This is a genomic window from Singulisphaera photorubra (assembly GCF_045290345.1).
GTDB lineage: Bacteria > Planctomycetota > Planctomycetia > Isosphaerales > Isosphaeraceae > Singulisphaera.
Window position 1 is genome coordinate 4,705,115 of sequence record NZ_CP155447.1, and the last position, 23,311, is coordinate 4,728,425.

Annotated in this window: 19 protein-coding genes; 9 read left to right on the forward strand and 10 right to left on the reverse strand. The window is 61.3% G+C overall.

Translation table 11 applies throughout. From position 1 onward, the window contains the following. Positions 1-89: 89 nt before the first annotated feature. The 3 genes from V5E97_RS17730 (at position 90) to V5E97_RS17740 (ending at position 3,681) form a co-directional block, all read left to right on the forward strand. Entirely contained in the window at positions 90-980 is an 891-nt protein-coding gene (locus tag V5E97_RS17730; RefSeq protein WP_406700621.1) for a phosphoribosylaminoimidazolesuccinocarboxamide synthase, read from the forward strand. A gap of 1 nt (position 981) precedes the next feature. Continuing rightward, positions 982-2,136 (forward strand): chorismate synthase, encoded by a 1,155-nt coding sequence (gene aroC / locus V5E97_RS17735; protein ID WP_406700622.1) that lies wholly within the window; start codon positions 982-984, stop codon positions 2,134-2,136. A gap of 216 nt (positions 2,137-2,352) precedes the next feature. Then, complete coding sequence (locus V5E97_RS17740) at positions 2,353-3,681, forward strand: hypothetical protein (protein WP_406700623.1); 1,329 nt, start codon at positions 2,353-2,355, stop codon at positions 3,679-3,681. 199 nt (positions 3,682-3,880) lie between these two features. On the opposite strand, the gene recA is transcribed toward V5E97_RS17740, so the two are convergent. From recA to gltX, 5 genes are all read right to left on the reverse strand, one after another. Then, the gene (gene recA / locus V5E97_RS17745; protein ID WP_406700624.1) at positions 3,881-4,960 is read right to left on the reverse strand and encodes a recombinase RecA; all 1,080 of its coding nucleotides are present in this window, start codon (positions 4,958-4,960) and stop codon (positions 3,881-3,883) included. 73 nt (positions 4,961-5,033) lie between these two features. Continuing rightward, positions 5,034-5,627 carry an RNA 2',3'-cyclic phosphodiesterase gene (gene thpR / locus V5E97_RS17750; RefSeq protein WP_406700625.1) on the reverse strand — a complete coding sequence of 198 codons (594 nt, stop codon included), beginning with the start codon at positions 5,625-5,627 and terminating at the stop codon, positions 5,034-5,036. 69 nt (positions 5,628-5,696) lie between these two features. Further along, positions 5,697-6,599, reverse strand: a complete 903-nt coding sequence (locus V5E97_RS17755; RefSeq protein ID WP_406700626.1) for a PfkB family carbohydrate kinase — start codon at positions 6,597-6,599, stop codon at positions 5,697-5,699. A gap of 14 nt (positions 6,600-6,613) precedes the next feature. After that, on the reverse strand, positions 6,614-7,081 hold the full coding sequence (locus V5E97_RS17760; protein ID WP_406700627.1) for a hypothetical protein: 468 nt from the start codon (positions 7,079-7,081) through the stop codon (positions 6,614-6,616). A gap of 49 nt (positions 7,082-7,130) precedes the next feature. Further along, entirely contained in the window at positions 7,131-8,621 is a 1,491-nt protein-coding gene (gene gltX / locus V5E97_RS17765; protein ID WP_406700628.1) for a glutamate--tRNA ligase, read from the reverse strand. Between the two features lie 263 nt (positions 8,622-8,884). Between gltX and V5E97_RS17770 the strand changes: the two genes are divergently transcribed. From V5E97_RS17770 to V5E97_RS17785, 4 genes are all read left to right on the forward strand, one after another. Then, positions 8,885-9,313 (forward strand): GntR family transcriptional regulator, encoded by a 429-nt coding sequence (locus tag V5E97_RS17770; protein ID WP_406700629.1) that lies wholly within the window; start codon positions 8,885-8,887, stop codon positions 9,311-9,313. Beyond that, a complete protein-coding gene (locus V5E97_RS17775) occupies positions 9,300-10,259 on the forward strand; it encodes an ABC transporter ATP-binding protein (protein WP_406700630.1) in 960 nt (319 codons plus the stop codon). Before V5E97_RS17770 ends, V5E97_RS17775 begins: the two co-directional genes overlap by 14 nt. Positions 10,260-10,476: 217 nt before the next feature. Beyond that, the gene (locus V5E97_RS17780; RefSeq protein ID WP_475297069.1) at positions 10,477-13,071 is read left to right on the forward strand and encodes a hypothetical protein; all 2,595 of its coding nucleotides are present in this window, start codon (positions 10,477-10,479) and stop codon (positions 13,069-13,071) included. Between the two features lie 757 nt (positions 13,072-13,828). After that, positions 13,829-15,424 (forward strand): protein kinase domain-containing protein, encoded by a 1,596-nt coding sequence (locus tag V5E97_RS17785; protein ID WP_406700632.1) that lies wholly within the window; start codon positions 13,829-13,831, stop codon positions 15,422-15,424. A gap of 26 nt (positions 15,425-15,450) precedes the next feature. Here the strand turns inward: V5E97_RS17785 and V5E97_RS17790 are convergent, their stop codons facing one another. From V5E97_RS17790 to V5E97_RS17805, 4 genes are all read right to left on the reverse strand, one after another. Continuing rightward, positions 15,451-16,836, reverse strand: a complete 1,386-nt coding sequence (locus tag V5E97_RS17790; RefSeq protein WP_406700633.1) for a cobyrinic acid a,c-diamide synthase CobB — start codon at positions 16,834-16,836, stop codon at positions 15,451-15,453. Between the two features lie 63 nt (positions 16,837-16,899). Then, positions 16,900-17,727: a precorrin-4 C(11)-methyltransferase gene (gene cobM / locus V5E97_RS17795; RefSeq protein ID WP_406700634.1), complete on the reverse strand. Its 828-nt coding sequence runs from the start codon at positions 17,725-17,727 to the stop codon at positions 16,900-16,902. Further along, the gene (locus tag V5E97_RS17800) at positions 17,724-18,254 is read right to left on the reverse strand and encodes a hypothetical protein (protein ID WP_406700635.1); all 531 of its coding nucleotides are present in this window, start codon (positions 18,252-18,254) and stop codon (positions 17,724-17,726) included. The genes cobM and V5E97_RS17800 overlap by 4 nt, the downstream gene beginning before the upstream one ends. A gap of 39 nt (positions 18,255-18,293) precedes the next feature. Next, entirely contained in the window at positions 18,294-18,818 is a 525-nt protein-coding gene (locus V5E97_RS17805) for a hypothetical protein (RefSeq protein ID WP_406700636.1), read from the reverse strand. 391 nt (positions 18,819-19,209) lie between these two features. Here V5E97_RS17805 and der point away from each other — a divergent pair, with 391 nt between their 5' ends. Continuing rightward, on the forward strand, positions 19,210-20,718 hold the full coding sequence (gene der / locus V5E97_RS17810; protein WP_406700637.1) for a ribosome biogenesis GTPase Der: 1,509 nt from the start codon (positions 19,210-19,212) through the stop codon (positions 20,716-20,718). A gap of 138 nt (positions 20,719-20,856) precedes the next feature. Continuing rightward, on the forward strand, positions 20,857-21,765 hold the full coding sequence (locus V5E97_RS17815) for a sugar phosphate isomerase/epimerase family protein (RefSeq protein ID WP_406700638.1): 909 nt from the start codon (positions 20,857-20,859) through the stop codon (positions 21,763-21,765). Positions 21,766-21,933: 168 nt separating this feature from the next. Here the strand turns inward: V5E97_RS17815 and V5E97_RS17820 are convergent, their stop codons facing one another. Further along, the gene (locus tag V5E97_RS17820; RefSeq protein ID WP_406700639.1) at positions 21,934-23,232 is read right to left on the reverse strand and encodes a DUF1501 domain-containing protein; all 1,299 of its coding nucleotides are present in this window, start codon (positions 23,230-23,232) and stop codon (positions 21,934-21,936) included. Positions 23,233-23,311: the final 79 nt, after the last annotated feature.

The window sequence follows — 23,311 nt, forward strand, 5'->3', positions numbered from 1 at the left end:
CGAGCGGACTTGTTCGGCTCGTTCGTTTGGTTTACTGTCATCTATCAGTGAAAATTCCCAGTGAAAACGGATCAGAAGGACCCCGCGGCGTGACATTGCTGGAGACCGCACTCGAAGGGCTACCGAAACGCCAGGGTAAAGTTCGGGACGTTTACGACCTCGGCGATCGCCTTCTGATGATCGCGACCGACCGGATCAGCGCTTATGACTGGGTCATGCCTAACGGCATCCCCGATAAAGGGCGGATCCTGACCGGCGTCAGCATGTTCTGGTTCGACCAGTTGGGCGTTTCCAACCATATCCTCTCGACCGACGTCCGTGACGCTCAACTCAACCTCTCGGCCGCGACCACCGAGGCGTTGACGGGCCGATCGATGATCGTCAAAAAGGCCGCCGTCATTCCGTTCGAGTGCGTCGTTCGCGGCTATCTCTCAGGAAGCGGCTGGCGCGAGTATCGTCAGTCGGGAACCGTCTGTAACGAGCGCCTGCCCGACGGCCTGGTCGAAAGTTCGAAGCTGGACCGGCCTTATTTCACGCCCGCCACCAAGGCGGAGAGCGGACACGACGAGAACGTCTCGTATTCTGTGCTCGTCGATGCACTGGGCGCCAGCCTGGCGGAAACGCTGCGGGATCGAAGCATCGCCCTTTACGAAAAGGCTGGGGAACGAGCGCTTTCTCAAGGCCTGATCCTGGCGGATACCAAATTCGAGTGGGGACATGATCGGGAAACCGGTGAACTCCTCCTCATTGATGAGGTCTTGACCCCTGATAGCTCGCGATACTGGTCGACAGAAACGTATCGCCCGGGGGGACCTCAGCCTTCGTTCGACAAGCAGTTTGTTCGCGACTGGCTGGATGCTTCCGGCTGGGACAAGTCCAGCCCTCCCCCCACTTTGCCCGACGACGTGGTGGCGAAGACTCGCGAAAAATATGTGGACGCTTACGAGACCCTGACTGGCCACGCCTTCCCCTGGAAATGACATGCTCCGCTACCTGACCGCAGGCGAGTCGCACGGCCCCGCCCTCACCGCGATCGTTGAAGGCTTTCCCTCGGGGATCACGATCGACCGGGAACTGATCGATGGCGAGTTGAAGCGGAGGCAAGGAGGGTACGGCCGAGGAAAACGGCAGACGCTCGAGACCGATCGGATCATCATTGATTCCGGGACCTATCACGGGGTCACAACCGGTGCGCCCATCACGCTGAGGCTGGTCAATAACGACGCCAAGCTCGAGCGGCTCCAGGAACCGGCCTCACCTCGGGGCGGTCACATCGATCTGGCCGGCTCGATCAACTATCAGACGGGTATCCGCCAGGTCCTCGAACGTGCCAGTGCCCGAGAAACCGCGCTTCGGGTTGCGGTCGGTGCCTTGGCGAAGCTCTTGCTCAGAGAGCTCGGAATCGACGTCATCGGGTACGTTCGCGAGCTAGGAGGGATCGCGGCCCCCCCGCTCTCGTTCGACTTGTCGGTTCGTGACGCCAGTCCCGTCTACACACTCAACCCTGGGGCTGATCCCTCGATCGTCGCGGCGATCGACGCTGCCAAGGCCGCGGGCGACACGCTCGGCGGCATTGTCGAGGCGATCGTGAGCGGATGCCCGATCGGGCTCGGAAGCCACGCGCAGTGGGACCGCAAACTCGATGCGCGGCTGGCGCTCGCCGTGATGAGCATCCAGGCGATCAAAGGAGTTGAGATCGGGCTCGGGATCGAGGCCGCCCGCCGGCCTGGTTCCCAGGTGATGGATCCGATCGCCCATGAGCCAGACCACCCCTCCGCCGACCGTCGCTTCGGCTTTCGACGCCCCACGAACAATGCGGGCGGCATTGAGGGGGGCACCTCAAACGGGGAGCCAATCGTCGTCCGTGCCTCGAAAAAGCCGATCAGCACCCTCGCAGCTCGGGGACCGTCGGTGAACATGGCAACGAAAAGCCCCCAGCTTGCCGCCTATGAACGATCGGATGTTTGTGCGGTCCCCGCCGCCAGTGTGATCGTTGAGAATGTGGTGGCCTTCGAGATTGCCGCGGCCCTCGTTGAAAAATACGTCGGCACCAGTCTCGGCGCAATCAAGGCGGCCCACGCGGCGCTCCATGACTTGGCCCGCACCCATCTGGAAACGTGGGGAACGGCATCCTGAGGTCGCTTCGCGGGATCACCCGACTCACCTGATTCCAGCGATCACCGACAAACTCAAATTGAGGCGGTCGGCCCTTTGGATTATCCTACGGGCCGATCGCGCACGAACTCAACGGCGGGCGGAGTCTTGCCGGCGCGCAGCCATTCGAACGGAGCCATCTCGGCGCTCGCCGGATGGCTCCCGAATTCGAGTACCCCTCGCACACGGGAGGCAAGGATGTTTCCCCTGGCACGTCCGTACCGTCAGATCCTCGCGACCTGTCTTCTGGTCGTTATCGCGGTGCTACCGACGTCCTACGTCATCGTGACCGCCTGGAAGATCAACCGACCAGGGCATCTTCGGGATATCGAAGTGGAGATGAGCCGTCAACTCGGACTCCAGGTGAGTCTCGAGAGCATCCGCTATCCATGTCCCGGCGAGGTCATCTGCAAAGGAGTGGTTTTCCGACAGGAAGAGCCAAGAAGGAAGGGGCTGACCGAAATCGCCCGGGCTCGTTCGCTCCGCCTGCGCCGAGGCGACCGCGAACTCATGGTGGAAACCGACGGGCTTCGCCTCCGTGGGGAAAGTCCGAAGCTGGCGATGGCTCAACTCGGCCTGATCCTTCAGCGCCCCAGTGACGGCTCGTTCGATCGGGTGAGCCTCTCCGCGCCAACTTGCCACCTCGATCTCGACAACGATAACCTGCACTTCTCGTTGCGAGACGTGGCCGGTGTCTTCCAGACTGACCGGGTCGCGCCGACGGTCAAGGCGAGCTACCGGATGGTGGCGAAGGGGTCCAACACCCGCTGCGAACTCATGCTGATTCGCGACCGCAAGACCGAGCCGGTCCGGACGACCCTTGCAATCAAAACGATGGATGGTCTACCGCTCCCCGGCCAGGTCCTCGATGTCTTCTTCGATTCCGCCGACTGGCTCGGCCCGGCCGCGCGGGTCGAGGGGGCGCTGACCTTGCGCCAGACGGGGGCCAAGGACTGGGAGGCCGACTTCCAGGGGGATTTGTACGACATCGACATGAACACCCTGGTCGGACGGCGGTTCCCAAGTCATCGGCTCAGCGGCCTGGCGCACCTGGCGATCAAATCAGCGCGCTGGGGGGATCGACCGGGACAAGGGATGGGCTGGGTCGAGGCCTCCGGCGAAATGACGACCGGCCAGGGTTCGATGGGAGCAGACCTCCTCAACGCCCTCGCCACCGAGATGAATTTTCGCCTGCCGGCGAAAAACGCGAAGCTCGGAGCCGGTGGCAGCATGGTTGACGTGGATTTTCATGCGATGGGGCTCACCTTCGAGATCCGCCGCGATGGCGAGATTCGCCTCGGCGGTGCCCTCGGAAACGAGTTTTCGCCCGATGCGGTTCTGGCCCGGCAGACGAGTGCCCTGGCCTATGCCCCCCGAGGCGCGGCGAATGTGAGAGGATTGATCAAAACCCTGGTGCCCACAAATGCCAGCGATCCGGTGATGGTTCCGCTCACCCAGGAATCTCGCGTCCTCCTCTGCTTCCCGGCCCCGCCTCAGCTTCCCCCGAAACGCATCGAAGGGAATTGATTAAGGCATAAACGAATCCTAAGCCGGGTGAGTCTACGTAGCCGCTGCTGCTTCGGACGGTGGGATCTCCCGGTGAATAGCAACGAGATTCGCCCGGCCGTGGGAATTCGCCCTGATAACCAGGCCGAATCCCGACGACCGGGCGAGTTGGCAGCCCGGCGGGAGAATCTCTGCGTGGAAGAACCGAACTCGACACGACTTATTCGTCGTCGGCCTCGAGTTCCGCCATTCCGTTGGCAGCGGCGGGACTGACCTGACCGCCCCGCGTGCCCATAACCTTGGCCGTAAGCTCTTCGGCAATCGCAGGGTTGTCGCGGAGATACTGCTTGGCGTTCTCACGCCCCTGGCCAAGCCGCAGGTCGCCATAGTTGAACCACGACCCCGACTTTTCGACGAGCTTGTCGGCCAGGGCAAGGTCCATCAGGTCGCCTTCGCGGGAAATGCCCCCGCTATACATCATGTCAAACTCGCAGACCCGGAACGGCGGGGCCACCTTGTTCTTGACGACCTTGACCTTGATCCGCGAGCCTGTGATCTCCTCGCCTTCCTTCACCGGTCCAATCCGACGGACATCGATCCGGCACGAGCTGTAGAACTTCAAGGCACGGCCGCCCGGAGTCGTTTCGGGGCTGCCGAACATCACGCCGATCTTTTCACGGATCTGATTAATGAAGATCAAGACGCACTTCGACCGCGACACACCGCCGGTCAACTTCCGCAATGCCTGGCTCATTAACCGGGCTTGAAGACCGACATGGCTATCGCCGATCTCTCCCTCGATCTCAGCCCTGGGTACCAGGGCGGCCACCGAGTCGACCACGATGATGTCGACGGCATTCGACAAGATCAGCATCTCAGCAATCTGCAGCGCTTCTTCCGCACTCGCCGGCTGGCTGACCAAGAGCGACTCGATGTTCACACCGAGCTTCTTGCACCATGATGGGTCGAGCGCGTGCTCGGCGTCGATGAACGCGGCAACTCCACCGGCCGCCTGGGCATTGGCTACCGCGTGCAGCGCAATCGTTGTCTTTCCGCTGGATTCCGGGCCGAATAACTCGACGATTCGCCCCCGTGGAAGCCCCTTTCCTCCCAGCGCCAAATCCAGCGAGAGTGCCCCGGTCGAGATCCCTTCCACTTCGAGGTGGCTTCCCTCGCCCAACTTCATGATGGCGCCGGCACCGAACGCCTTCTCAATTTGCCCGATCGTATTGTTCAGCGCCTTCTCTTCGGCCGATACCGACACCGGCTTGGTCTCTCCCGACACCTGTCGCTTGGCCACGGGCGCATCCTCCAAAATCCCAACACGATTCTGTACACAAGAACACTAATTTATCGCCGAAGAGCGATCATCGTCAAGTGATTGATCGACGTTTTTTTCCCCTCAACTGAGCTCTGGCCAGGCTGCCGTATTCGGGCCCTTCATGGCTCTGGGTTGAGGCGAAGGAGACGAGCTCCGTGGCGTGGATCAAGCCGGCGGCCCAGGTTCGGAAATGGTTGAGTTGGCGAGTGAGGTCGGGGTGTTCGTCTCGGCTTCGTTTCAGACGCCCCAGGGTCACGTGCGGGGTGAATGTCTCGTCACAGCGGTAGCCCGCGGCTGCCAACGCGGCCACGAGCGCCGCTCGGACTTCGTGGAGGATGGTCAGGCCGGGCCCGGAGAGTCCCACCCAGAGGACTCGTGCTTCGGTCGGATTTGGGAAGACTCCGAGACCTTCCAGAAGGAGGTCGAACGGCGGAAAGTCGGCCGCCACTTCCTCCACGGTCCGGCAGACCTTGTTCAGCTCTGTGTCTTCGACGTCCCCCAGAAAGGCGAGCGTCAGGTGGAAGGGAGAGACTACGGACCAGCGAACCCCGGGCAAATCAGGAGCGAGGAGCGTCTGAAGCCGCGTGAGTTTGGAACTCAGCGCATCGGGTACGGGAATGGCGATGAACGTTCGGGTTGTGCGCATCAGACATCCGCAAGGGGGCGAGAAGTGGAACGAGGGCGGATCAAATTGGCCCGCCCGTCGTATCGCCGATCAGAAACTCATCATACCGCGGTACGAATTGAGCCGACTGTCGATTTCGTCGCGCTCGGTACGCTGGAATCGGCGCAGGCTGAAGTCCTCGACATTGAAACTGGCAATGACCGTTCCGCAGGCCATCGCGGTCTTGAGCGAGGCATGATCGCTTTTCCCGACCGAGGCCAGGTAGCCCATGAACCCACCGGCAAAGCTATCCCCTGCGCCGGTCGGATCGACCACGTCGGCGAGTGGGAACGCGGGCATCACGAACGATTCCTCCGCGCTGAGGAACATGGCGCCGTGCTCGCCCTTCTTGATGATGACGAATTTCGGTCCGAGTTCGAGAACCTTCTGACCGGCCCGGACGAGATTGATCTCATCGGTCAGCATCCGCGCTTCGCCATCGTTCAGGAAGAGGCCATCCACTTCCTTGAGTAGGGCGTAGAGCTCGTCACGCTGGGTCTCGATCCAGAAGTTCATCGTATCGGCCACGACGAGTTGCCGTTTCTTGGTCTGCGAGAGGACTTTGCGCTGCATCGCCGGGCTACCGTTCGCCAGGAAAACGAACGGAGTGTCGGCGAAGGTGGGCGAGAGATCGGGGTCGAACGTGCCCAGGACGTTCAGGTGGACCTCCAGGGTCTCCGCCGTGCTCATGTCTCCCGCGTACTTACCGCGCCATCGGAACGTAGCGCCATTCTTCTCGACGATCAAACCCGACGTGTCCACCTTGCGACCTTCGAGCATTTCACGGTGAGCGGTCGGGAAATCCTCCCCGACCACGCCGACCAGCCGGACCGGGCTGAAATAACTGGCCGCATACGAGAAGAAAACCGCCGACCCTCCCAGTGCGTCCTTCACGATACCATGAGGGGTTTCCACGGAATCGAGTGCAATTGAACCGACAACCAACAACGGCATGAACATTCTCCGGGTTACTGAGATTTCAACATCGGGGGTGACTCGATCGACTTCACCAGCCAAGTCTGCGTCCGAGAGGTGAGCTGGCTCAACATCGAAGGCTCACCATCATCCTGATATCGTTCGTACTCATTCTGACGAATCACGAGGACGAGGGTGAATCCCTCACTCTGGAGCGAGGCAGGATCGAAGATCGGGATCTCAAAATTGGATAGCGGGTTATTCTTTTGCTGGAACGTCACGACCAAGGTCTGCTTACCGCGTCCTCGGAGGGAGAGCATCACCGCTTCTCCCTCCGGGAGCTTTGCCACGGTTGCCTCGCTTGACCCGCTGACGAGGCGAAGGTTCGTGATCGGTTCCCCACCTTCGTTGACGACCCGCACGGTACCGACCGGAAGGCGAAACAACTGAAGTCCGACTTCGGTCGCAACGAGAACCAACACCAGGGTCAGGATGGTGAGATTGCGTTTTCGGTGCGACATGGGGCATTCTCGCGAGGTCGAGCTTCAGTCGAACAAAGACTCCGTGAGATCAACCGGCACCGGCCTCAAGCATGGCGATCGTGGCCGCAATTCGGGCCCGACAAGAGTCACGGCCAAGGATGGCGAGGCAGTCGTACAACCCAGGACCGACCCCCTGCCCCGTCGTGGCCACGCGGAGCGGATTGACGACCTGCCCCATCGGGACCTTGTTCGTTTCCGCGAACTCGTGGATCGCTTTCTCCAGCGTCGGGAGGTCGTAGGGCTCGACGGTGGCGAGCACACCATCCAGGGCCGTCAGCAAGGCCGGGACGCCCTCCTTACGAAGCCGCTTCTTGACCGCGTCGGGGTCGTGCGTCAGTGTGTCGGTAAAGAAGTAACGCCCGAGCTTGACGATGTCCGAGAAGACCTTGAGCCGGTCGCCCAGGGCAGTGATGACTGCTTCAATCCGGGTGCGATCCTCGGCGGAAATCGGCTCGGAGACGAGTCCTTCCTGCTTCAAGAACGGGAGGGCTCCCTCAACCTTCTGCTCGAGCGGAAGCGTTTTCATCCACTCTCCCTGGACCCAGAAGAGTTTGTCAGGGTCATGGCTGGCGGGGGAGCTGTTGACCCGGTCGAGCGTGAACTTCTCGATCAACTCTGCGCGGGAGAAAATCTCCTGACTATCGTCCAGGCTCCAGCCGAGTCGGGACAGATAGTTCATCATGGCCTGAGGCAGATAGCCCCGCTCGACATAGTCGCTCAGGTACACAAAGACATCGTTTGCCTTGTATTCAGCCCCTTTTCGCTTGGACATTTTCTTCCGCGAACCAGGTTCGGCCACGTAGGGGACGTGGGCGAAGGCCGGCAGGGTATAGCCCAGGGCTTCGAAAACAAGAATCTGGGTGTATGTGTTTGAAAGGTGCTCCTCAGCGCGAACGACATGGGTGATCTCCATGTCCGCGTCGTCGACCACACTGGCAAAGTTGTAGAGCGGGGTGCCGTCGGGCCGGACGATCACGAAATCGCTGATCTCTTCGGTCTTCTGTTCCACGTCCCCCTTGATCAGGTCGTGGACGACAACCGAGCGTCCGAGTGGCACCTGAAATCGAAGCGCGTAGGGTCGGCCTTCCGCTTCATACTGCAACCGCTGTTCTTCGCTGACTTCTTTCCGGCGAAATCGGTACGCACGTTTCGCACGATCCGACTCGGCCCGATCGGCATCACGCTCCGCCTGGGTACTATAGTCGCGATAGACGTGACCCGAGGCCTCGAGTTTGGCCGCGGCCCGCGTGTAGAGGTCATGTCGTTCCGACTGGAAATAAGGACCGTGTGGTCCCCCGACCTCAGGGCCCTCATCCCAATCCATCTCCATCCAGCGAAACCCGTCGAGGATCCGATTTACGGCGTTATCAACGTGCCGTTCCTGGTCGGTATCGTCGATCCGCAGGATGAACTGGCCCCCGAAGTGGCGTGCAAGTAGCCAGCTGAAAAGTGCCGTCCGCACTCCGCCAATGTGCAGAAAACCGGTCGGGCTGGGGGCGAACCGTGTTCGTACGCTCATAGTCTCGCAATCAGGCATGTGATCGAAACCGCTTACCGTCGAACGGATTGGGTTAACGATAGGCAAGTTGACCAAGGGTGTCAACCAACTTCGAGTCCCTTCGCCGCACTCGCGGTCCACTCGAATCGGCGAGATGGGAGCGAGAAACCGGTCCCAGCCACCCCGCGCAGGCAAAAGGACGCTCGCTCCATTTCTGACTTGACTCCGATCAGCTTCACACGCACACTGTATCAGTTCACTGACACAGTGGTTGGGGGGACGTGATGCTCTTCCAGCTCAACACGACTGACGGCCGGCCGATCTACGCGCAGATCGCCGACCAGGTCAAAAATGCGGTGGCGGCGGGGCTGTTGCGGCCGGGGGAGTTGATCCCGTCGGTGCGCGAGTTGTCGAAGCAGCTGGTGGTCAACCCAAACACGGTGGCGCGGGCCTACCGCGACCTCCAAGGGCAGACGATCCTCGAATCGGTGCGTGGGACCGGTTTGCAGGTCGCGGCGGGCGCGCCGGTGCTCTGCCGCGACGACCGCCAAGCAACGGTCCGGCGGCGGCTCCGCGAGGCCCTCGACGAGGCGAGGCGGAGCAATCTTCCGCGCGACGAGATCGAGGCGATCCTCCACGAGGAGTGGGGGCGTAGCAACGGGGACGGGGTCGGCGACACCAACGGGACGGGGGTGGTCGATGGGCGAGGATAACGCAATTCGCATTGATGGGCTGACCGTCCGGTATCGAGGCCGGCCGGCCGTGGATGGCCTGAGCTTCGACGTGCCAACTGGCTCGGTCTTCGGCCTTTTGGGCGAGAACGGCGCGGGGAAGTCGACGACGATCAAGGCGCTGCTCGGCCTGGTCGCCCCCAACGCGGGTCGGCTCGAGGTGCTCGGGCTCGACCCGAGTCAGAAGGGTGAGGAGGTCCGTCGCAAGGTCGGTTATGTGCCCGAGACGCCGACCCTCTATGAATGGATGACTCCGACCGAGATCGGCTGGTTCGCCTCCGGGTTCCGGCCCGACGCTCCAGGCGGTCCCGAGGGGACGCAAGGCCGATATGCCGACCTGATCAAAGGGTTCGACCTGCCGACCGACCGCAAGATCAAAGCGTTATCGAAGGGGATGCGGGCCAAGGTCGGACTTGCGTTAGCCCTCTCGCCCGACCCCAGCCTGTTGATCCTCGACGAGCCGACCTCGGGGCTCGACCTTCTGGTGCGCCGCGAGTTCCTGGAGAGTATGGTCGACTTGGCCGGGAGCGGCCGGACGGTCTTGCTGTCGAGTCACCAAGTCGCCGAGGTCGAGCGGATCGCCAGCCACGTCGCCCTGGTCCACAAAGGGAAATTGATCCTGGCAGAGCCGCTCGACGAGCTCAAGGCCCGAACGTTCCGGGTCTCGCTCACATTCGACGGCCCGACTCGCCCGGCCAGTCTGCCGCTTGGCCCGGACTGGCACTTGATCGATGCCGACGATGCCTCCAGGCAATCGTGCTGGCTGATCCACGCTGCCGACCGCGAGTCGCTCAAGGCGCTTCGGGACTTGCCGGGGGTGACCGGCCTGGAGGTGGAAACACCGGGCCTGGAGGAGATCTACATCGCTTACATGAGGCGGCGCGTTCCGGCCACCGGGACCCCGTCGCTCGCGGCCGTTCTGGCATGAAGTGGCCCCCGATCCCGCTCGATCCTCCTTCGTGGAGCCTCCCTTATGATCGCCCGCTTGTGGTGGAAGGAAGCGCGGACCCTGGGACCGGCGTGGCCGGTCCTGTTCGGTGCCGGCGCCGGCTTGCAATGGATCCTGCTCGCTTCGGGGACGGAAGGATTACGATCCGGCGTCTTGATGCTGATCGCCCTGTGCTGGGGGAGCGATTTATGCGTTGGTGACCGCCTCGGCAGCATTCGCCGGGGAGCGCGAGGCGGGGACTCTCGGCCTGCTCGACGCCCTTCCCGTGGATCGCAAGGTCCTCTGGCTGGGCAAAACGACGTTTGCCCTGGCCTCGACTCTCGGCCTGTCTCTCATCATGCTCATCCTGGGATACCTGGGCTCGACCGACCTGCAAGATCTCCCCGGGAAGTCCGAATTCATTGGGCACTACGGTACGCTCTTGTTTGAGTCGGTCGCCTGGGGCCTATTCTGGTCGTCACTCGTGGGAAACCCGATGGTCGCGGGTGCCCTGGCCCTCTTCTGCGTCGGCGAAGTTTCGTACATCGCCAGCGGAGGGGCCAAGATCGAATTCATCTCGGATTCGGTTATCCCCGCACGGGTGGTGATGGGAGCGCTGGCTCTAGCCGCGTCGGCTGTCGCGACCGTCTGGCGACCTCGCGTGGGATGGACGTCTCCCCATTCCGCGAGCAAGGAAACGGCCGAGTTGGCGACCAATCGCGCCACGACATTGCTGCCACGGCCGGCTTCGCCCACAAAGGTCTTGATGTGGAAGGCGAGGCGCGAATGCTTCTGGATATGGCTCGGCGCCTCGGTGATCTGCTGGGGGATCCTGGCCTTGTGGCAGATGAGCTACAGGTCGGTCGAGGGGGAACTGGCGGCGGCCCTCGTCGGTGTCGGGGCGGCATTTCTGGCGGGAGTCGCAGTGTTCGGCGGCGAGACAGCGGCGGGATCGCACCGGTTCCTGCTCCATCTCGGAGTTAGCCCAGGGCCGATCTGGTCGAAAACGATGAGGGTTTGGGGAAACGGGCTGGCAGTGACCGCATTGATCATGCTAGCCATCCTCTCGATCCGCTGGCCAGGTTGGTGGAACCGACTTGACTCTCTAAGGTTCTTCGCTCAAGAACATCGGTTTTTGCCGATTGGTATCCTTGCCGCAATTGCGAGTGTATTCGCGGTCGTCTCCCCGTTCGCGAATGCCTTCGCAATCGGAGCGCTCGCCGGGATGGTGTTCCGTCGCCGGATTACCGCGGGCATGATCGCGGTGCTCATCTGGGTGTCGATTGTGCCGTTGCAGGTCAGCTTGGCGATCCTGGGCTTGATTCCCCATTGGGGCCTCCTGCTCACGCCCATGACAATCCTGGGAATTTCCCGGGCTTGGGCCGGCGACTGGCTTGACGACCGGACCGGCCCGGCCCGATGGCTACGATTGGTCGGATACCTGGCCGTGCCCTTGGTCGTCTTTCCAGTCGCGTACATCGCCTACCGCGCCTGGGGCGTGCCAGATCCCGGCCCTGTACTCGTCGCAACAAGGATGCCCGCCGAGAGCGCGCCGCCAGGCTCTGACACCACTGCTGCTACCTATCGCCGTCTGGACAAGGAAATCCTCGCGCTTGGTGGCGCGGACAGCCCAGCTGCTTATCGCCGGCTGGGCAAGGAAATCCTCGCGGTTGGTGGCACGGCCGGCAAAGACGCAGGAGCAATAGGGCGACCGGCTTTGAACTTCGACCTGTTCGAGACAGCTCTCAAGGAGCACCGGGACCTTATCGATCAGCTCCACAAGGCCACGGAACTACCTCCACCCAAGTCCGTAATCCAACCTCTCTTCTTGGTCGGAGCGATACCTGATTCAACGAGCGAGGAGATGATCCGACTTGCCTGGCTGCTGGAGCAGCACGGGCGCGGGCTCTTGAAACGACATGACCTGCCTGGCGCCTGGGAGGACATCCTCGCCCAATATCGGATTGCCCGGCAATTGACTGGGTTGCTCCCGACTTCATTCACAACGCATAACGCACTCGTGGTCGATCGGCAGGCGACGAGGCTGGCCCTCGACTGGGCAGTCAGTGACAAACAATCGCCCGACCTACTCCGCAAGGCATTGGCCGACCTCCGGGCTTTACCGGCCTTCCCCACGCTCGGCGATGTGTTAAAGGCAGAGGCTTCTATGGTGGAGCGGGCCCTCGACCTATCAGGCGCTGAGCTCGAAACGGCGATTAATGGTCCACACGCACGATCGCTCCCGATGCGCGTCTTCGAGAATCTGTTGCTCTACTCTTCGTGGGAGCGCGAACGGGCCCGGCGGGTCTGCCGGGCGGAGTTCAAACGACTGATCGCGGAATCGGCGGATGAGTCGAAGCCATTGTCTGATATCAACGCTTCTCCACGGAGTCAGGAGATCCGGCAGGCGAGCCCGCTTGCCGCGACGATCTTGTCGTACGGTTGGCTTTCCGCAAGCCTCAATCGCGCGATGGCGGGACGCAGGGGACTGGCCCAGGTCATCGCGCTTCGAGCCTGGCACTATGAGCACAATGGGGCCTATCCCAAGTCCCTCGACGTCCTGGTCCCCGGTCTCCTCGACCACTTGCCGCTTGACCCGTACACCGCCCGGCCATTCGTCTATCGGCAGTCCACAGGGCATCATGTTGCGACGCTGGACCTTCAATCTCCACGCCCGGGCGTAGGCCCAATGACCAAGCCCGGGCAATGGTTGCTGATCAGCGTCGGGCCAGATCGCCGCGAGGAGGCCGCGGTGGGGGTGGGTGGCCGAAGGGGTGTCGACGACTTGGTGTTCCCCCTGCCCTATCCATAAATCCGGTCGGCGGCTCCGACGAGGTCACCCGTCGCCGGGGCCACGGCCTCGGCTTCGGCACCATCAGGCCGAGGAGGGCATTGCCAACGGAGAGCTTCGCCAAACTTCTATTCCCCTTCTTCAACGCATTCGGCCGTGGTGTTATCGGAGACCCAACGATCCCTTGCAGGGTGGCCACGGCCCACCCACCAACTTTCAATTTCCAACGATCCATTTCCTCACGTTTCAGGCTCAATTCGAGTGCCGTCAGCCGGCGGGAAAGGTCCGTAGGATGAGCCTCCGGCCGCAGATCTGATTGGCCCACGAAGATCAATGACGTAAGGCACGGGGGTCTCTCGACGCGCAGCCGGCGGCACTCCGGCCCCCAGGAACTTTGCGCCGTCGTATCAGGGAAGATCGATCAGGCCCTCGCCTCAACGCCTTGGGGCCTTCCAAAAATCGATTTAGGCGAGGTTGCCAACTTTTTTTGCCCGGCCTACTGTTCCGAGACCGGCCAGAGCAAGAACAGACCTTCGATTGTGGTTCCGGTCGCCAAAGCTCGGGCGGAGTCCTTGTTTCGACTCTCCGGCCGCCGAAAAGCCGGAGAGAATCAACCCGAGACGTGCGGAACGTGGGTTCCATGAACCCAGATGCGCGAAACAGTTGATCTTGCCAGACGTTGCGACCGGCCGCTGCTCTGATAAAATAGAGAAGTCGAGCTCCCGCGCAGAATGCCACCTCTTCGTTTGACGACCGGTCAGAGCAGGAACCCTCTCCGATGCCAGACTATGATGCCGAGACGTTGGCCGAGCAGGCCTTGATGATCGGACTGGTTGACAAAGATCAGGCAATGCAAGCGAGGCTTGAAGCCGAGGATGGCTCTCCCGAGTCGCTCCTGCGCGTGTTGCTCCGCAAGGGGCTGCTCACGAGTTGGCAAGTCGAGCGACTTCAGAAGGGAGACCCTTCGGGGTTCTTTTACGGCGGCTGCAAGGTCCTCTTTCATATCGCCGAAGGTACGTTTGCCCGCGTCTATCGGGGCCAGCGGATGATCGGAGGCAATTCGGTCGCCATCAAGGTGCTCCGCCAGCGCTTCGTTTCCGATCCCGACGCGATCTCCCGGTTTCGTAAGGAAGCCGAAGCCGGAATGAAGCTCGTTCACCCGAACATCGTCCAGATTCTCGATTTCGGTGAGGAAGATAAAAAGCATTACATGATGATGGAGTACGTCGAAGGGACGAACCTCCGCGATCTCTTGAGGATTCGGACACGGATCGATGCCGCCGCGGCCCTCCCGATGATGATCGGCCTTGCCGCGGGCTTGCAATATTCCTTTGAGAACGGAGTGACCCACCGTGATATCAAGGGAACCAACATTCTGATCAGCAACAACGGCACCGCCAAACTCGTCGACTTCGGGCTCGCGACGATTGAGGGAGACAGCTCAAAGTCCGCATCGCTCAACCAACGAACCGTGGATTACTCTGCGCTGGAACGAACCTGTAATAGTCCCAAGGGGGATCCGCGGTCTGACATCTACTTCTTGGGCTGCGTTTTCTACCAGATGCTCACCGGTCAACTGGCCATGGCCGAGGTGGAATCAAAAGACCCCCTGCAGAAGATGCTCAAACGCAGCTTCGGCGCGATCAAGCCGTTGAGCGATCAGCGACATGCTCCTGATCCGGAGCTGACTCGAATCATCGAGAAGATGATGAAAGTCGATGTGAAGGCCCGGTACCAGTTGATGTCAGACGTTCACAAGGACCTCCTCGCGTTTCAAACCCAGCAGCAGAGCGCATCCGCCGGCAGCGTCGAAGAGACGGACGCTGAAGGCAGGAAGTCGGACGAGTTTGACTTTGATTCACTCTTTACCTACAAAGAGATCGAGCCCGTCCCAGTCGCCGAGCCCAAGAAGACCCCGGTGGCGGAGGTCGCAATCGAGGTCGCGAACGAGCCTGAGCCCGAGCCGGACCATCTCGATTATGAGATCAAGGCGATCCAACAAAAGCACATCCTCTGCGTCGAAACCCAAAGCGAGATCCAGGACGCCTTCCGTAAGTCGCTCTCGAAGTTGGGCTATCGGGTCATTCTCGTGAGCGATGCCGAGCGCGCGGCGGAGCGTTACCGCGAGACGACTCCGGACGCGGTGATCTTCGACATCGACGGCTTCGGCGATGAAGGGATTGATGCGTTCATCGACATGCACGACAAAGCCCACGAGGACGAACATGACCTCGCGGCCGTCGTCTTGCTTGGGCCGAAACAGGCGAGTCTCAAGCAACGGCTCCCCGTCGATGACCGGCTGATCGTTTTCGTCAAGCCCGTCAAGATGAAGGACATCCAAGGCGCCATCGGGCGGCTCGTTCCGGCCGTTTGATGACGGATCGAGGGGGGGCGGCGGTATCACCACGAGGTCTTGGCGGACTCGATGAGGTTTGCGGCCACTCGCTCGTTAGAACCAAAATGAAGGTGGGCGTATCCAGCCAGCAGCCCGCCGATCTGAACCCCGTCCGGTTTCGGCTCGCGCCCCGGACGGTTCAGACTCGTGGCATAACGAAGTGACGCCTGCGGCTCGAGCTGCGAATAGTGGAATTCATGGCCCCGGACGGTCGTCCCTTCGCAGCCCAACACCGTATCCCGCTCCGCGATCACCGAGACATAGCCCAGTGCCGCGAACTTGGACTGCATGACCGCGCGAGCGGGGATGAGCCCCCAGAGCGCGTGATCCTTCCCCTCGAGGTCGCGAAGCACCTCCGTACAGGCCATCATCCCGCCGCACTCGGCCAGGATGGTTCCGCCTTGGGCATGAAAGCTCCGAATCGACGAACGCATCGCGAGATTGGCTGCGAGGCGAGCCGCGTGGATCTCGGGATACCCTCCTCCGAGGTAGAGCAGGTCGATCCCAGGAGGTAAATCTGGATCAAGGAGCGGCGAAAACGGGACGATCTCCGCACCCGCTGCGCGGAGATGGTCGAGATTATCTTCGTAGTAGAAGCAGAACGCAGAATCGCGAGCCAGTCCAACTCGAATTGTCGGCCGTGCTGCTGAAGCAGGCGCCACATTTTGAGGGGGAGGGGGAGGGGGAGCAAGGTCAGGCACTCGAGCCAGCTCGACCAACCGATCGAGGTCCAAGGTCGACTCGGCCACGTCGGCCAGCGCATTGGCAAGCGACGAGTCAAGAGCCAGCTCTTCCGCGGTCCAGAGTCCAAGATGCCTCGAAGGGATCGAGAGCAATTCATTGCGCATCAGGTAGCCGAGCAGACTGAGATCAGGTGTGTCGGCCCGAAGACCCGGGGCAAGGTACTCGGCAAAATGGCGATGGCTGCCGACGTTGTTGGCGACAACCCCTTTCACTCGCACCGACTCATCGAACCGGGCAAAACCGAGAACCAGGGGAACAATCGAACGAGCCAGGCCTCGAGCATCGACGACGAGCACGACAGGCAACCCCAGGAGCCGCGCCAGGTCGGCCGTCGATCCCGACTCATCCAGCCCTCCGCGCCCGTCGAACAATCCCATGACACCCTCAATGACCGCCAGGTCAGATCCGATCGTTCCGTTGCGGTACGTCTCGGCCAGCGCAGTCGGGTCAAGTAGCCAGGTGTCGAGATTCCGGCTCGGCCGGCCGGTGATCCGGGTATGATGACCTGGGTCAATGAAGTCAGGCCCGACCTTGAAGCCCTGAACCCGGACGCCTCGTCGGGTGAGCGCGGCCAGGATTGCGAGTGTGACCGTCGTTTTTCCCGAGCCGGAATGCGTGCCGGCCACAATCACCGCGGGTGTAGTCATGATGAAAATCACTACCAGTATCGCGGTCCCGGGCCGGGCCGCCGGGATCAATTGGTCTCGAAGTCAGTTGGCGAGATCCGTCGAGGCAGCCTCGTGATCGCTGTTGGAATTGTCGGTAGCCCCTTTACGGAAGAGGTGGCTGTAACTCTTGTTGTATAAGTGGCTCTCCAACGCGGGCGCAGAGTCAACCATCGGGCCGATGAAAATCAAGGCCGTTCGGGTGATCCCAGCGCTCGTCATCTGCGCGGCGACCTCGGCAAGCGAACATCTCAGGAATTGCTGATCGGGCCAACCGACTCGATAGGCCACGACCACGGGGGCATCCGGTCCGTAGCTCGGCTGAAGCGCGACGACAACCTCGGCCATTTGATCGGCCGAGAGGAAAAGTGCCATTCCGGTCCGATGGCTCCCCAGTGAGGCCAGGTCGTCGACCTCCGGAACGCCCGTCCTTCCCGCCGTCCGGGTCAGGATCACCGACTGGTTTTTTCCGGCCGGGGTCAACTCAATCTTGAGCGCGGCCGCGGCGGCTTGGAACGAGCTGACGCCCGGGACGACCTCGTAGGGGACGTCGAGTTCGTCGAGCCGCCTCATCTGCTCGGCGATCGCCCCGTACAGGCTCGGGTCGCCCGAGTGGACTCGTGCCACATCCTTCCCCTCCGCGCTTGCGTCTGCCATCACGGCCACGATCGCATCGAGGTGCATACTCGCCGAATTCCGGACGACCGCCTCTTTCGGCGCGCAAGCGACGATCACTCTGGGCACCAGCGAGCCCGCGAACAGGCAAACCGGGCATCGCTCGATCAAGGCGCGACCGCGCACCGTGATCAGGTCGGGATCGCCCGGCCCCGCACCGATGAAATAGACGGTCCCCTTCGTCGACGAGATACTCAAGGCAGGCTCTTTCCCAGAATAATGAGTGCGACCCAGGCGAATGGCCAGGTCACGAGCAGACCGATCGCCGCGTCGTGAGTCCAGTATCGGCGGCCCGTAGGGCTGCTGATACTCGAAGGCCGGAACACCCGCAAGCCTACGGCCGCGAGAACCGGAAAGACGCCGAGCACAGCCGAGTCAAGCACCCGGGTCTGATGCAATCGGACTGGCACAACCAAGATCGTCAGGCCGATCCAATAAAACCCAATGATCAGCCAGGCCAGTTCGGCCCAGGTGCGCGGTTCGGGGGCGTCGGAGTCTTCCGGGTCTCGACTCGGACGACGGTGTCCCAGCATGACGATCGGGCCACTCATGGCCATCCCGAGCCAGAGGAAGACGATCCCCAGAACGCACAGCACGGGGAACGAAGGCTCATCCACGGCAGGCCAGAACGCTCGAACGAGAACCGACGCCAAACTATAGCCAACCACCATGGCCGCGAGGTCCAAAAGGTGGAGCCCTTGCCTGGGACTACTCTGGAGGTTCATCTGCGGTCTCCAGAGCAAAACCTGCCCCGACCAAGTGAATCAACTGATCACGACCAGCCCAATCCCACACTGTACTGGCCACGCAATGGCGAGCATCAGGCCGATCCGATTCGTCCAGGGGAGCGATGCGGTCCGAGCGGCCTGTTCGGGAGACACCGTAACCCACGTCGTCCAGACTACCCAGAGCGCGATCAACGACGCGATGGCCAGCCCCACGATCAACCCCATCGCAAACGACGCATCATACGCGGATGTCCCATCGCCGATGGTCGATCGTAGCAGTGCGCTTAACAGCCAGGGAAATCCGAGCAACGCCCAGAGACTATCGCCAACACGAGGATACCCCGGGACCTGACGGGCGAACCGGCGTACCAAAAAAAGAAAAGGACCAGTCGCCGTGAGCGAAATCCAAGTGAATGTGCACCAAATGAGCCCCCAGCCGAAGCCGGTCAGGTTCTCGCGAATGATCTCTCGAAGGTGCACCGAGCCGACCGCGGCACCCATCACCAGCGCCACGCCGTCAAGCACGCGAAAGCCGTCTTCATCGTTCATCCGATCTATCATGATCGAACTCTCTCGAAGAAGAAAGACCGGCTCCGAAACGTCTCGGGGACCACCGCGCAAAACCGTTCAGCTCCAGAGTCGGGCATGATCGCGCCCGATTCAAGTCGAAGGCAAAACCTGATTAGGCCGACAATTTCTCCCAGTTCTCCTGATGAATCTGCTCAGAAGTGGGCACCCGCGGAACGAAAACGCCAGAAAATGCGTACAGGCCCGTTTGCCGTAACCGACTCACACCCCTTATAATTGACGGAGTTGGTGCATGGCAATGTTGTGATCGCTCGATGCCGAGGCAAGGCCAAGCCCAGAGTCATCGTTTCTCTCCATTCCAACCGCGCTCCCATGTATCGCGCGGGCCCAGCCCAGCCGCTGGCGAAAGGTCATGGACGTTCTCATGCCTATTCCTAAAGTCGTCATCGTTGGACGGCCCAATGTCGGTAAATCTTCGCTGTTCAATTGGCTTGCGGGTCGTCGTATTGCCATCGTGGACGACATGTCAGGGGTCACTCGCGACCGGGTGGGAGCCCTGGCGCAGGTGGGGGATGAAACCAATCCCCGCTTCTTTGAGTTGATGGATACAGGTGGCGTAGGCATGGTCGACCGCGACGACCTGTCCGACGACGTCGACCGGCAGATCGAGACCGCCGTCACCGAGGCCGATCTCCTCCTGTTCGTCGTCGATATCCGCGACGAGTTGATGCCTCTCGATGAAGAGGTAGCCCGGCGGCTCCGTTACGTCAGTACTCCTGTCATCCTCGTGATGAACAAGGCGGACACTCCCGAGTTCGATCAGCGGGGCGCCGAGTTTTACAAGCTCGGAAGAGGAAAGCCGATCGCGATCTCGACTCAACAGAACCGAAACAAGAAAGAACTGCTCAAGCTCATCGAGAAGATGCTCCCGCCGGGCGATGACATGAAGCCGGCCGACTCCGTGATGAAGCTCGCCGCCGTCGGCCGGCCGAATACCGGAAAATCAACGTTCATCAATACGCTGGCCCGCGCCGAGCGCATGATCGTCTCGGAACGACCCGGAACCACCCGAGACTCGGTTGACGTCCACTTCGAACTGGATGGCCTCCCCTTCACGGCGATCGATACTGCGGGGGTGAAGCGAAAAGCGAAGATTCGCGAAAGTCTCGACTTTTACTCGGTCCACCGCGCCGAGCGTTCGATTCGACGGGCCGACGTCGTCTTGCTCTTTCTCGACCCCACCCAGGGAATCTCCCGTCTCGACAAGCAGATGGCCGACTACATCGCCAAGCAATACAAGCCCTGTATCTTCGCGGTGAACAAGTGGGACCTGATGACTGCGGGGGGAGACGAGCAGGGAATTCAAGGGTCGATGTCCAAGTACGCCCACATCGTCCAGCATGCGTTCCGATCGATGTCGTACATGCCTTTGGCGTTCATCACGGCGAAGACCGGCAAGAACGTCAAGGCGCTGCTGAACCTGTCGCAATCGATGCACAAGCAGGCTCAGAGACGTGTCGGTACGGGAACCTTGAATCGAGTGCTTCGCGAAGCCGTCGAGGCCCATCCTCCCGCGGGTCGCGATAACCGGCAAGCGCGAATTTACTACGCGACTCAGGTGAGCTCTGGGCCCCCCACGATCGTCCTGTTCGTGAACAGCACCTCACTCTTTGACGCGACCTATCAGCGTTATCTCCTCAACTTCTTCCGTGAGAAACTGCCGTTCCACGACATCCCGATCAAACTCTACCTGCGCTCGCGCTCGCAGACCGACCCAGAAACCCGCAGAGCTCGCGCTGAGGACGATTTCTCGATCGACGAAGGGTCCCGGACCGAATGGCCCTACAAGGGTGCCCCTCCCCTGGGTGAGGCAGGGAATTACCGGCAGCTCGATCGCGAGGTCAATGAGGCGCTTTCCGAGCTGGAAGACTGAGTACTGAGGAACGAAAAAAATCGAAAGCAGTCCGACGGCTTTTCCAGCCGCTGAGTGGCGAACGGAAAGGCGCTGCGCTATGATCGGGACCCGCATCCCGATCGCGGCGTTCTTTCTTTCCCACCGATGAGGCTTTCGATGCAGCCGACGACTCGACGAAACTTCCTTCGTAGTGCGGCCTGGACCGTAAGTAGCTCCCTCCTTGCGGCTCGGAGCGCGTGGGCCATCCCAGCGATCGGCCGAACTCGACCGAGCCATTTAAAGCTGAGCCTTGCTGCCTATTCTTATCGCCAGTTCCTTCAGGGCAAACAGCCCAAGATGGATCTGTTCGATTTCGTCAACCTCGCCGCCGACATGGGGCTCGACGGTGTGGAATTGACCTCGTACTACTTTCCGGCCGACGTGACGCCCGAGTACCTGCACCGGCTCAAGCAGCACGCCTTCTTGCTGGGGCTGGATATCTCGGGGACTTCGGTTGGCAACAATTTCTGCGTGCCTGAGGGCCCAGCACGCGAGAAGCAGATGGAGTTGGTGCGGACCTGGGTGGACCGTGCCGCGGAGATGGACGCCCCTGTGATCCGGATCTTCGCCGGTACTGTGCCCAAGGGGGATGACGAAGCCAAGGCGGTCGAACGCGCCATCGCCGGCATCAAGGCCGCATTGCCTTACGCGGCCGAGCGGGGCGTCACCCTCGCGCTCGAGAATCACGGGGGGATTACAGCCACCCCCGCACAACTGCTGAAGCTGGTCAAGGCCGTCGACGCCCCCAACTTCGGCGTGAACCTGGACACAGGCAACTTCCACGGCGAAGACCCGTATGCCGACCTGGCCGAGTTGGCCCCTTACGCCGTCAACGTTCAGGTCAAGACGGAGATCAGCCGCAAGGGTCAGAAGAAGGAAGAGGCGGATCTCGGCAAGGTGATCGACATCCTCCGCAAGGCTCGCTATTCCGGCTATGTCGTTCTCGAATACGAGGCTGCGGAAGATCCGATGAAGGCCATCCCCCAGCACATCAAGACGCTTCGGAACCTGATCGACGCTCGCTAATAGTCCTTTCCAAAAGCCTGAGAGGGTTCACCGCAACGGTCCAGAGAGAAGACGAGCACAGCGGCTCGAGCACTCTCCTTGGGCCGTTGCAATGAACCCTCTCTGCTTTCCGCTCCGTTCTGACTTCGAGTCAGCACTCAGCACCGAGTCAGCTCGAAGGCGTTTGGCTCAGGAGAAGAGTTCGTTGATCGGAGCTCCGTACCGTGCGATCGCGATCGGACGGCCGGTATTGGTCTTGTACTCCTTCTGAACGTCGATTCCGAGGCTATGATAGAACGAGGCAGCCACCTGGTCGGGGGTGATCCCGTCGCCGGAGGCTGGGCCCATCGCTTTTTCATCGCTGGCGCCAACGACTTGGCCCCCCTTGATGCCGCCACCTCCCAGCAACACAAACATGGCACGCGGATAGTGATCGCGGCCGGCATTGACGTTGATCTTGGGCGTACGGCCGAACTCTCCGGTCACGCAGACGATCGTGGTCTCGAGCAGCCCCTTGTGGGCCAACGCGGTGAAGAGGCCGGAGATCGCGCTGTCGAGATCGGGGAGTAGCTTGGTCTTGAGGTTATCGAAGTTCTGCACGTGAGTGTCCCAGCCACCGCTGGACACGCTGACGAATCGAACACCACTCTCCACCAACCGACTTGCCAGCAAGCAGCTCTGCGCAAATGGCTTGTCGTTGAAGAGTGAGGTAATACTGGGCGACTCCTGACTGATATCGAACGCCTTGCGCGACCGCGGCGAGCTGATGATGTCATAGGCGCGCTGGGAGAACTTATCGAGGCCGTTGACCAGGTCGCTCTCCGACTCGAAACCTCGGAACGTGGTGTCGAGATTCTTCAAAAGATTGCGACGCGTCTCGATATCTTCCACCGTGAGTCCACGACCGAGCGAGATCCCTCTGACGGCAAAGGGCTGGCCGGCCCGCGGTGCATTCGTGGTATTGAACGGGGAGTACTCGACGCCAAGGTAGCCAGGCACTTGCGGCGTGTTCGGGATCGCGACAAAGGGGGGCAAGTCACGAGGTCCACCCAACTCCTTGGTCACGACGCAGCCTAGCCCAGGGAACTGGAGCGAAGGGATCGGACGGTTGCCTGTGTTCATATACTGACTGCCAAGGTCGTGCGCGGCGAGGCTATGGCTGACGCCTCGGAGGAGCGCGAACTTGTCGGCGCACTGCGCCAGCTTGGGCAGGTGCTCGCTGATCTCGACGCCCGGCACGTTGGTTTCAATGGGGTTGAATTCCCCTCGAAACTCTTTGGGGGCGTTCGGCTTCAAGTCGAACGTGTCCATGTGAGACGGACCGCCCGCGAGATTGATGAAAATCGCCGAGGTGGCCTTGCCCGCCCGGATCTCTCCGGCCTCTGCTAACCGGAAGTAATTCGCGAGACTCATCCCCGAGACGCCGAGGACTCCGAGCTTCAAGAAGTCACGTCGCCGGACCCCGTCGCAGTACTGGTTCGTCGCCATGATGGAAACGTCTCCCTTGCGAGATCGTGAATTGATCGTCTGAATTCAGAAGATGATCCGTGAAGCCCTGCCCCCTGAA

Excerpts from the sequence above, each read along its gene's own strand:
- V5E97_RS17800 (WP_406700635.1), bottom strand. The coding sequence starts at position 18,254 with ATGAACCTCCAGAGTAGTCCCAGGCAAGGGCTCCACCTTTTGGACCTC.
- V5E97_RS17785 (WP_406700632.1), top strand. The coding sequence starts at position 13,829 with ATGCCAGACTATGATGCCGAGACGTTGGCCGAGCAGGCCTTGATGATC.
- V5E97_RS17740 (WP_406700623.1), top strand. The coding sequence starts at position 2,353 with ATGTTTCCCCTGGCACGTCCGTACCGTCAGATCCTCGCGACCTGTCTT.
- thpR (WP_406700625.1), bottom strand. The coding sequence starts at position 5,627 with ATGCGCACAACCCGAACGTTCATCGCCATTCCCGTACCCGATGCGCTG.
- V5E97_RS17815 (WP_406700638.1), top strand. The coding sequence starts at position 20,857 with ATGCAGCCGACGACTCGACGAAACTTCCTTCGTAGTGCGGCCTGGACC.
- V5E97_RS17755 (WP_406700626.1), bottom strand. The coding sequence starts at position 6,599 with ATGCCGTTGTTGGTTGTCGGTTCAATTGCACTCGATTCCGTGGAAACC.
- V5E97_RS17820 (WP_406700639.1), bottom strand. The coding sequence starts at position 23,232 with ATGGCGACGAACCAGTACTGCGACGGGGTCCGGCGACGTGACTTCTTG.
- V5E97_RS17790 (WP_406700633.1), bottom strand. The coding sequence starts at position 16,836 with ATGACTACACCCGCGGTGATTGTGGCCGGCACGCATTCCGGCTCGGGA.
- gltX (WP_406700628.1), bottom strand. The coding sequence starts at position 8,621 with ATGAGCGTACGAACACGGTTCGCCCCCAGCCCGACCGGTTTTCTGCAC.
- aroC (WP_406700622.1), top strand. The coding sequence starts at position 982 with ATGCTCCGCTACCTGACCGCAGGCGAGTCGCACGGCCCCGCCCTCACC.
- V5E97_RS17760 (WP_406700627.1), bottom strand. The coding sequence starts at position 7,081 with ATGTCGCACCGAAAACGCAATCTCACCATCCTGACCCTGGTGTTGGTT.
- der (WP_406700637.1), top strand. The coding sequence starts at position 19,210 with ATGCCTATTCCTAAAGTCGTCATCGTTGGACGGCCCAATGTCGGTAAA.
- V5E97_RS17775 (WP_406700630.1), top strand. The coding sequence starts at position 9,300 with ATGGGCGAGGATAACGCAATTCGCATTGATGGGCTGACCGTCCGGTAT.
- V5E97_RS17770 (WP_406700629.1), top strand. The coding sequence starts at position 8,885 with ATGCTCTTCCAGCTCAACACGACTGACGGCCGGCCGATCTACGCGCAG.
- V5E97_RS17805 (WP_406700636.1), bottom strand. The coding sequence starts at position 18,818 with ATGATAGATCGGATGAACGATGAAGACGGCTTTCGCGTGCTTGACGGC.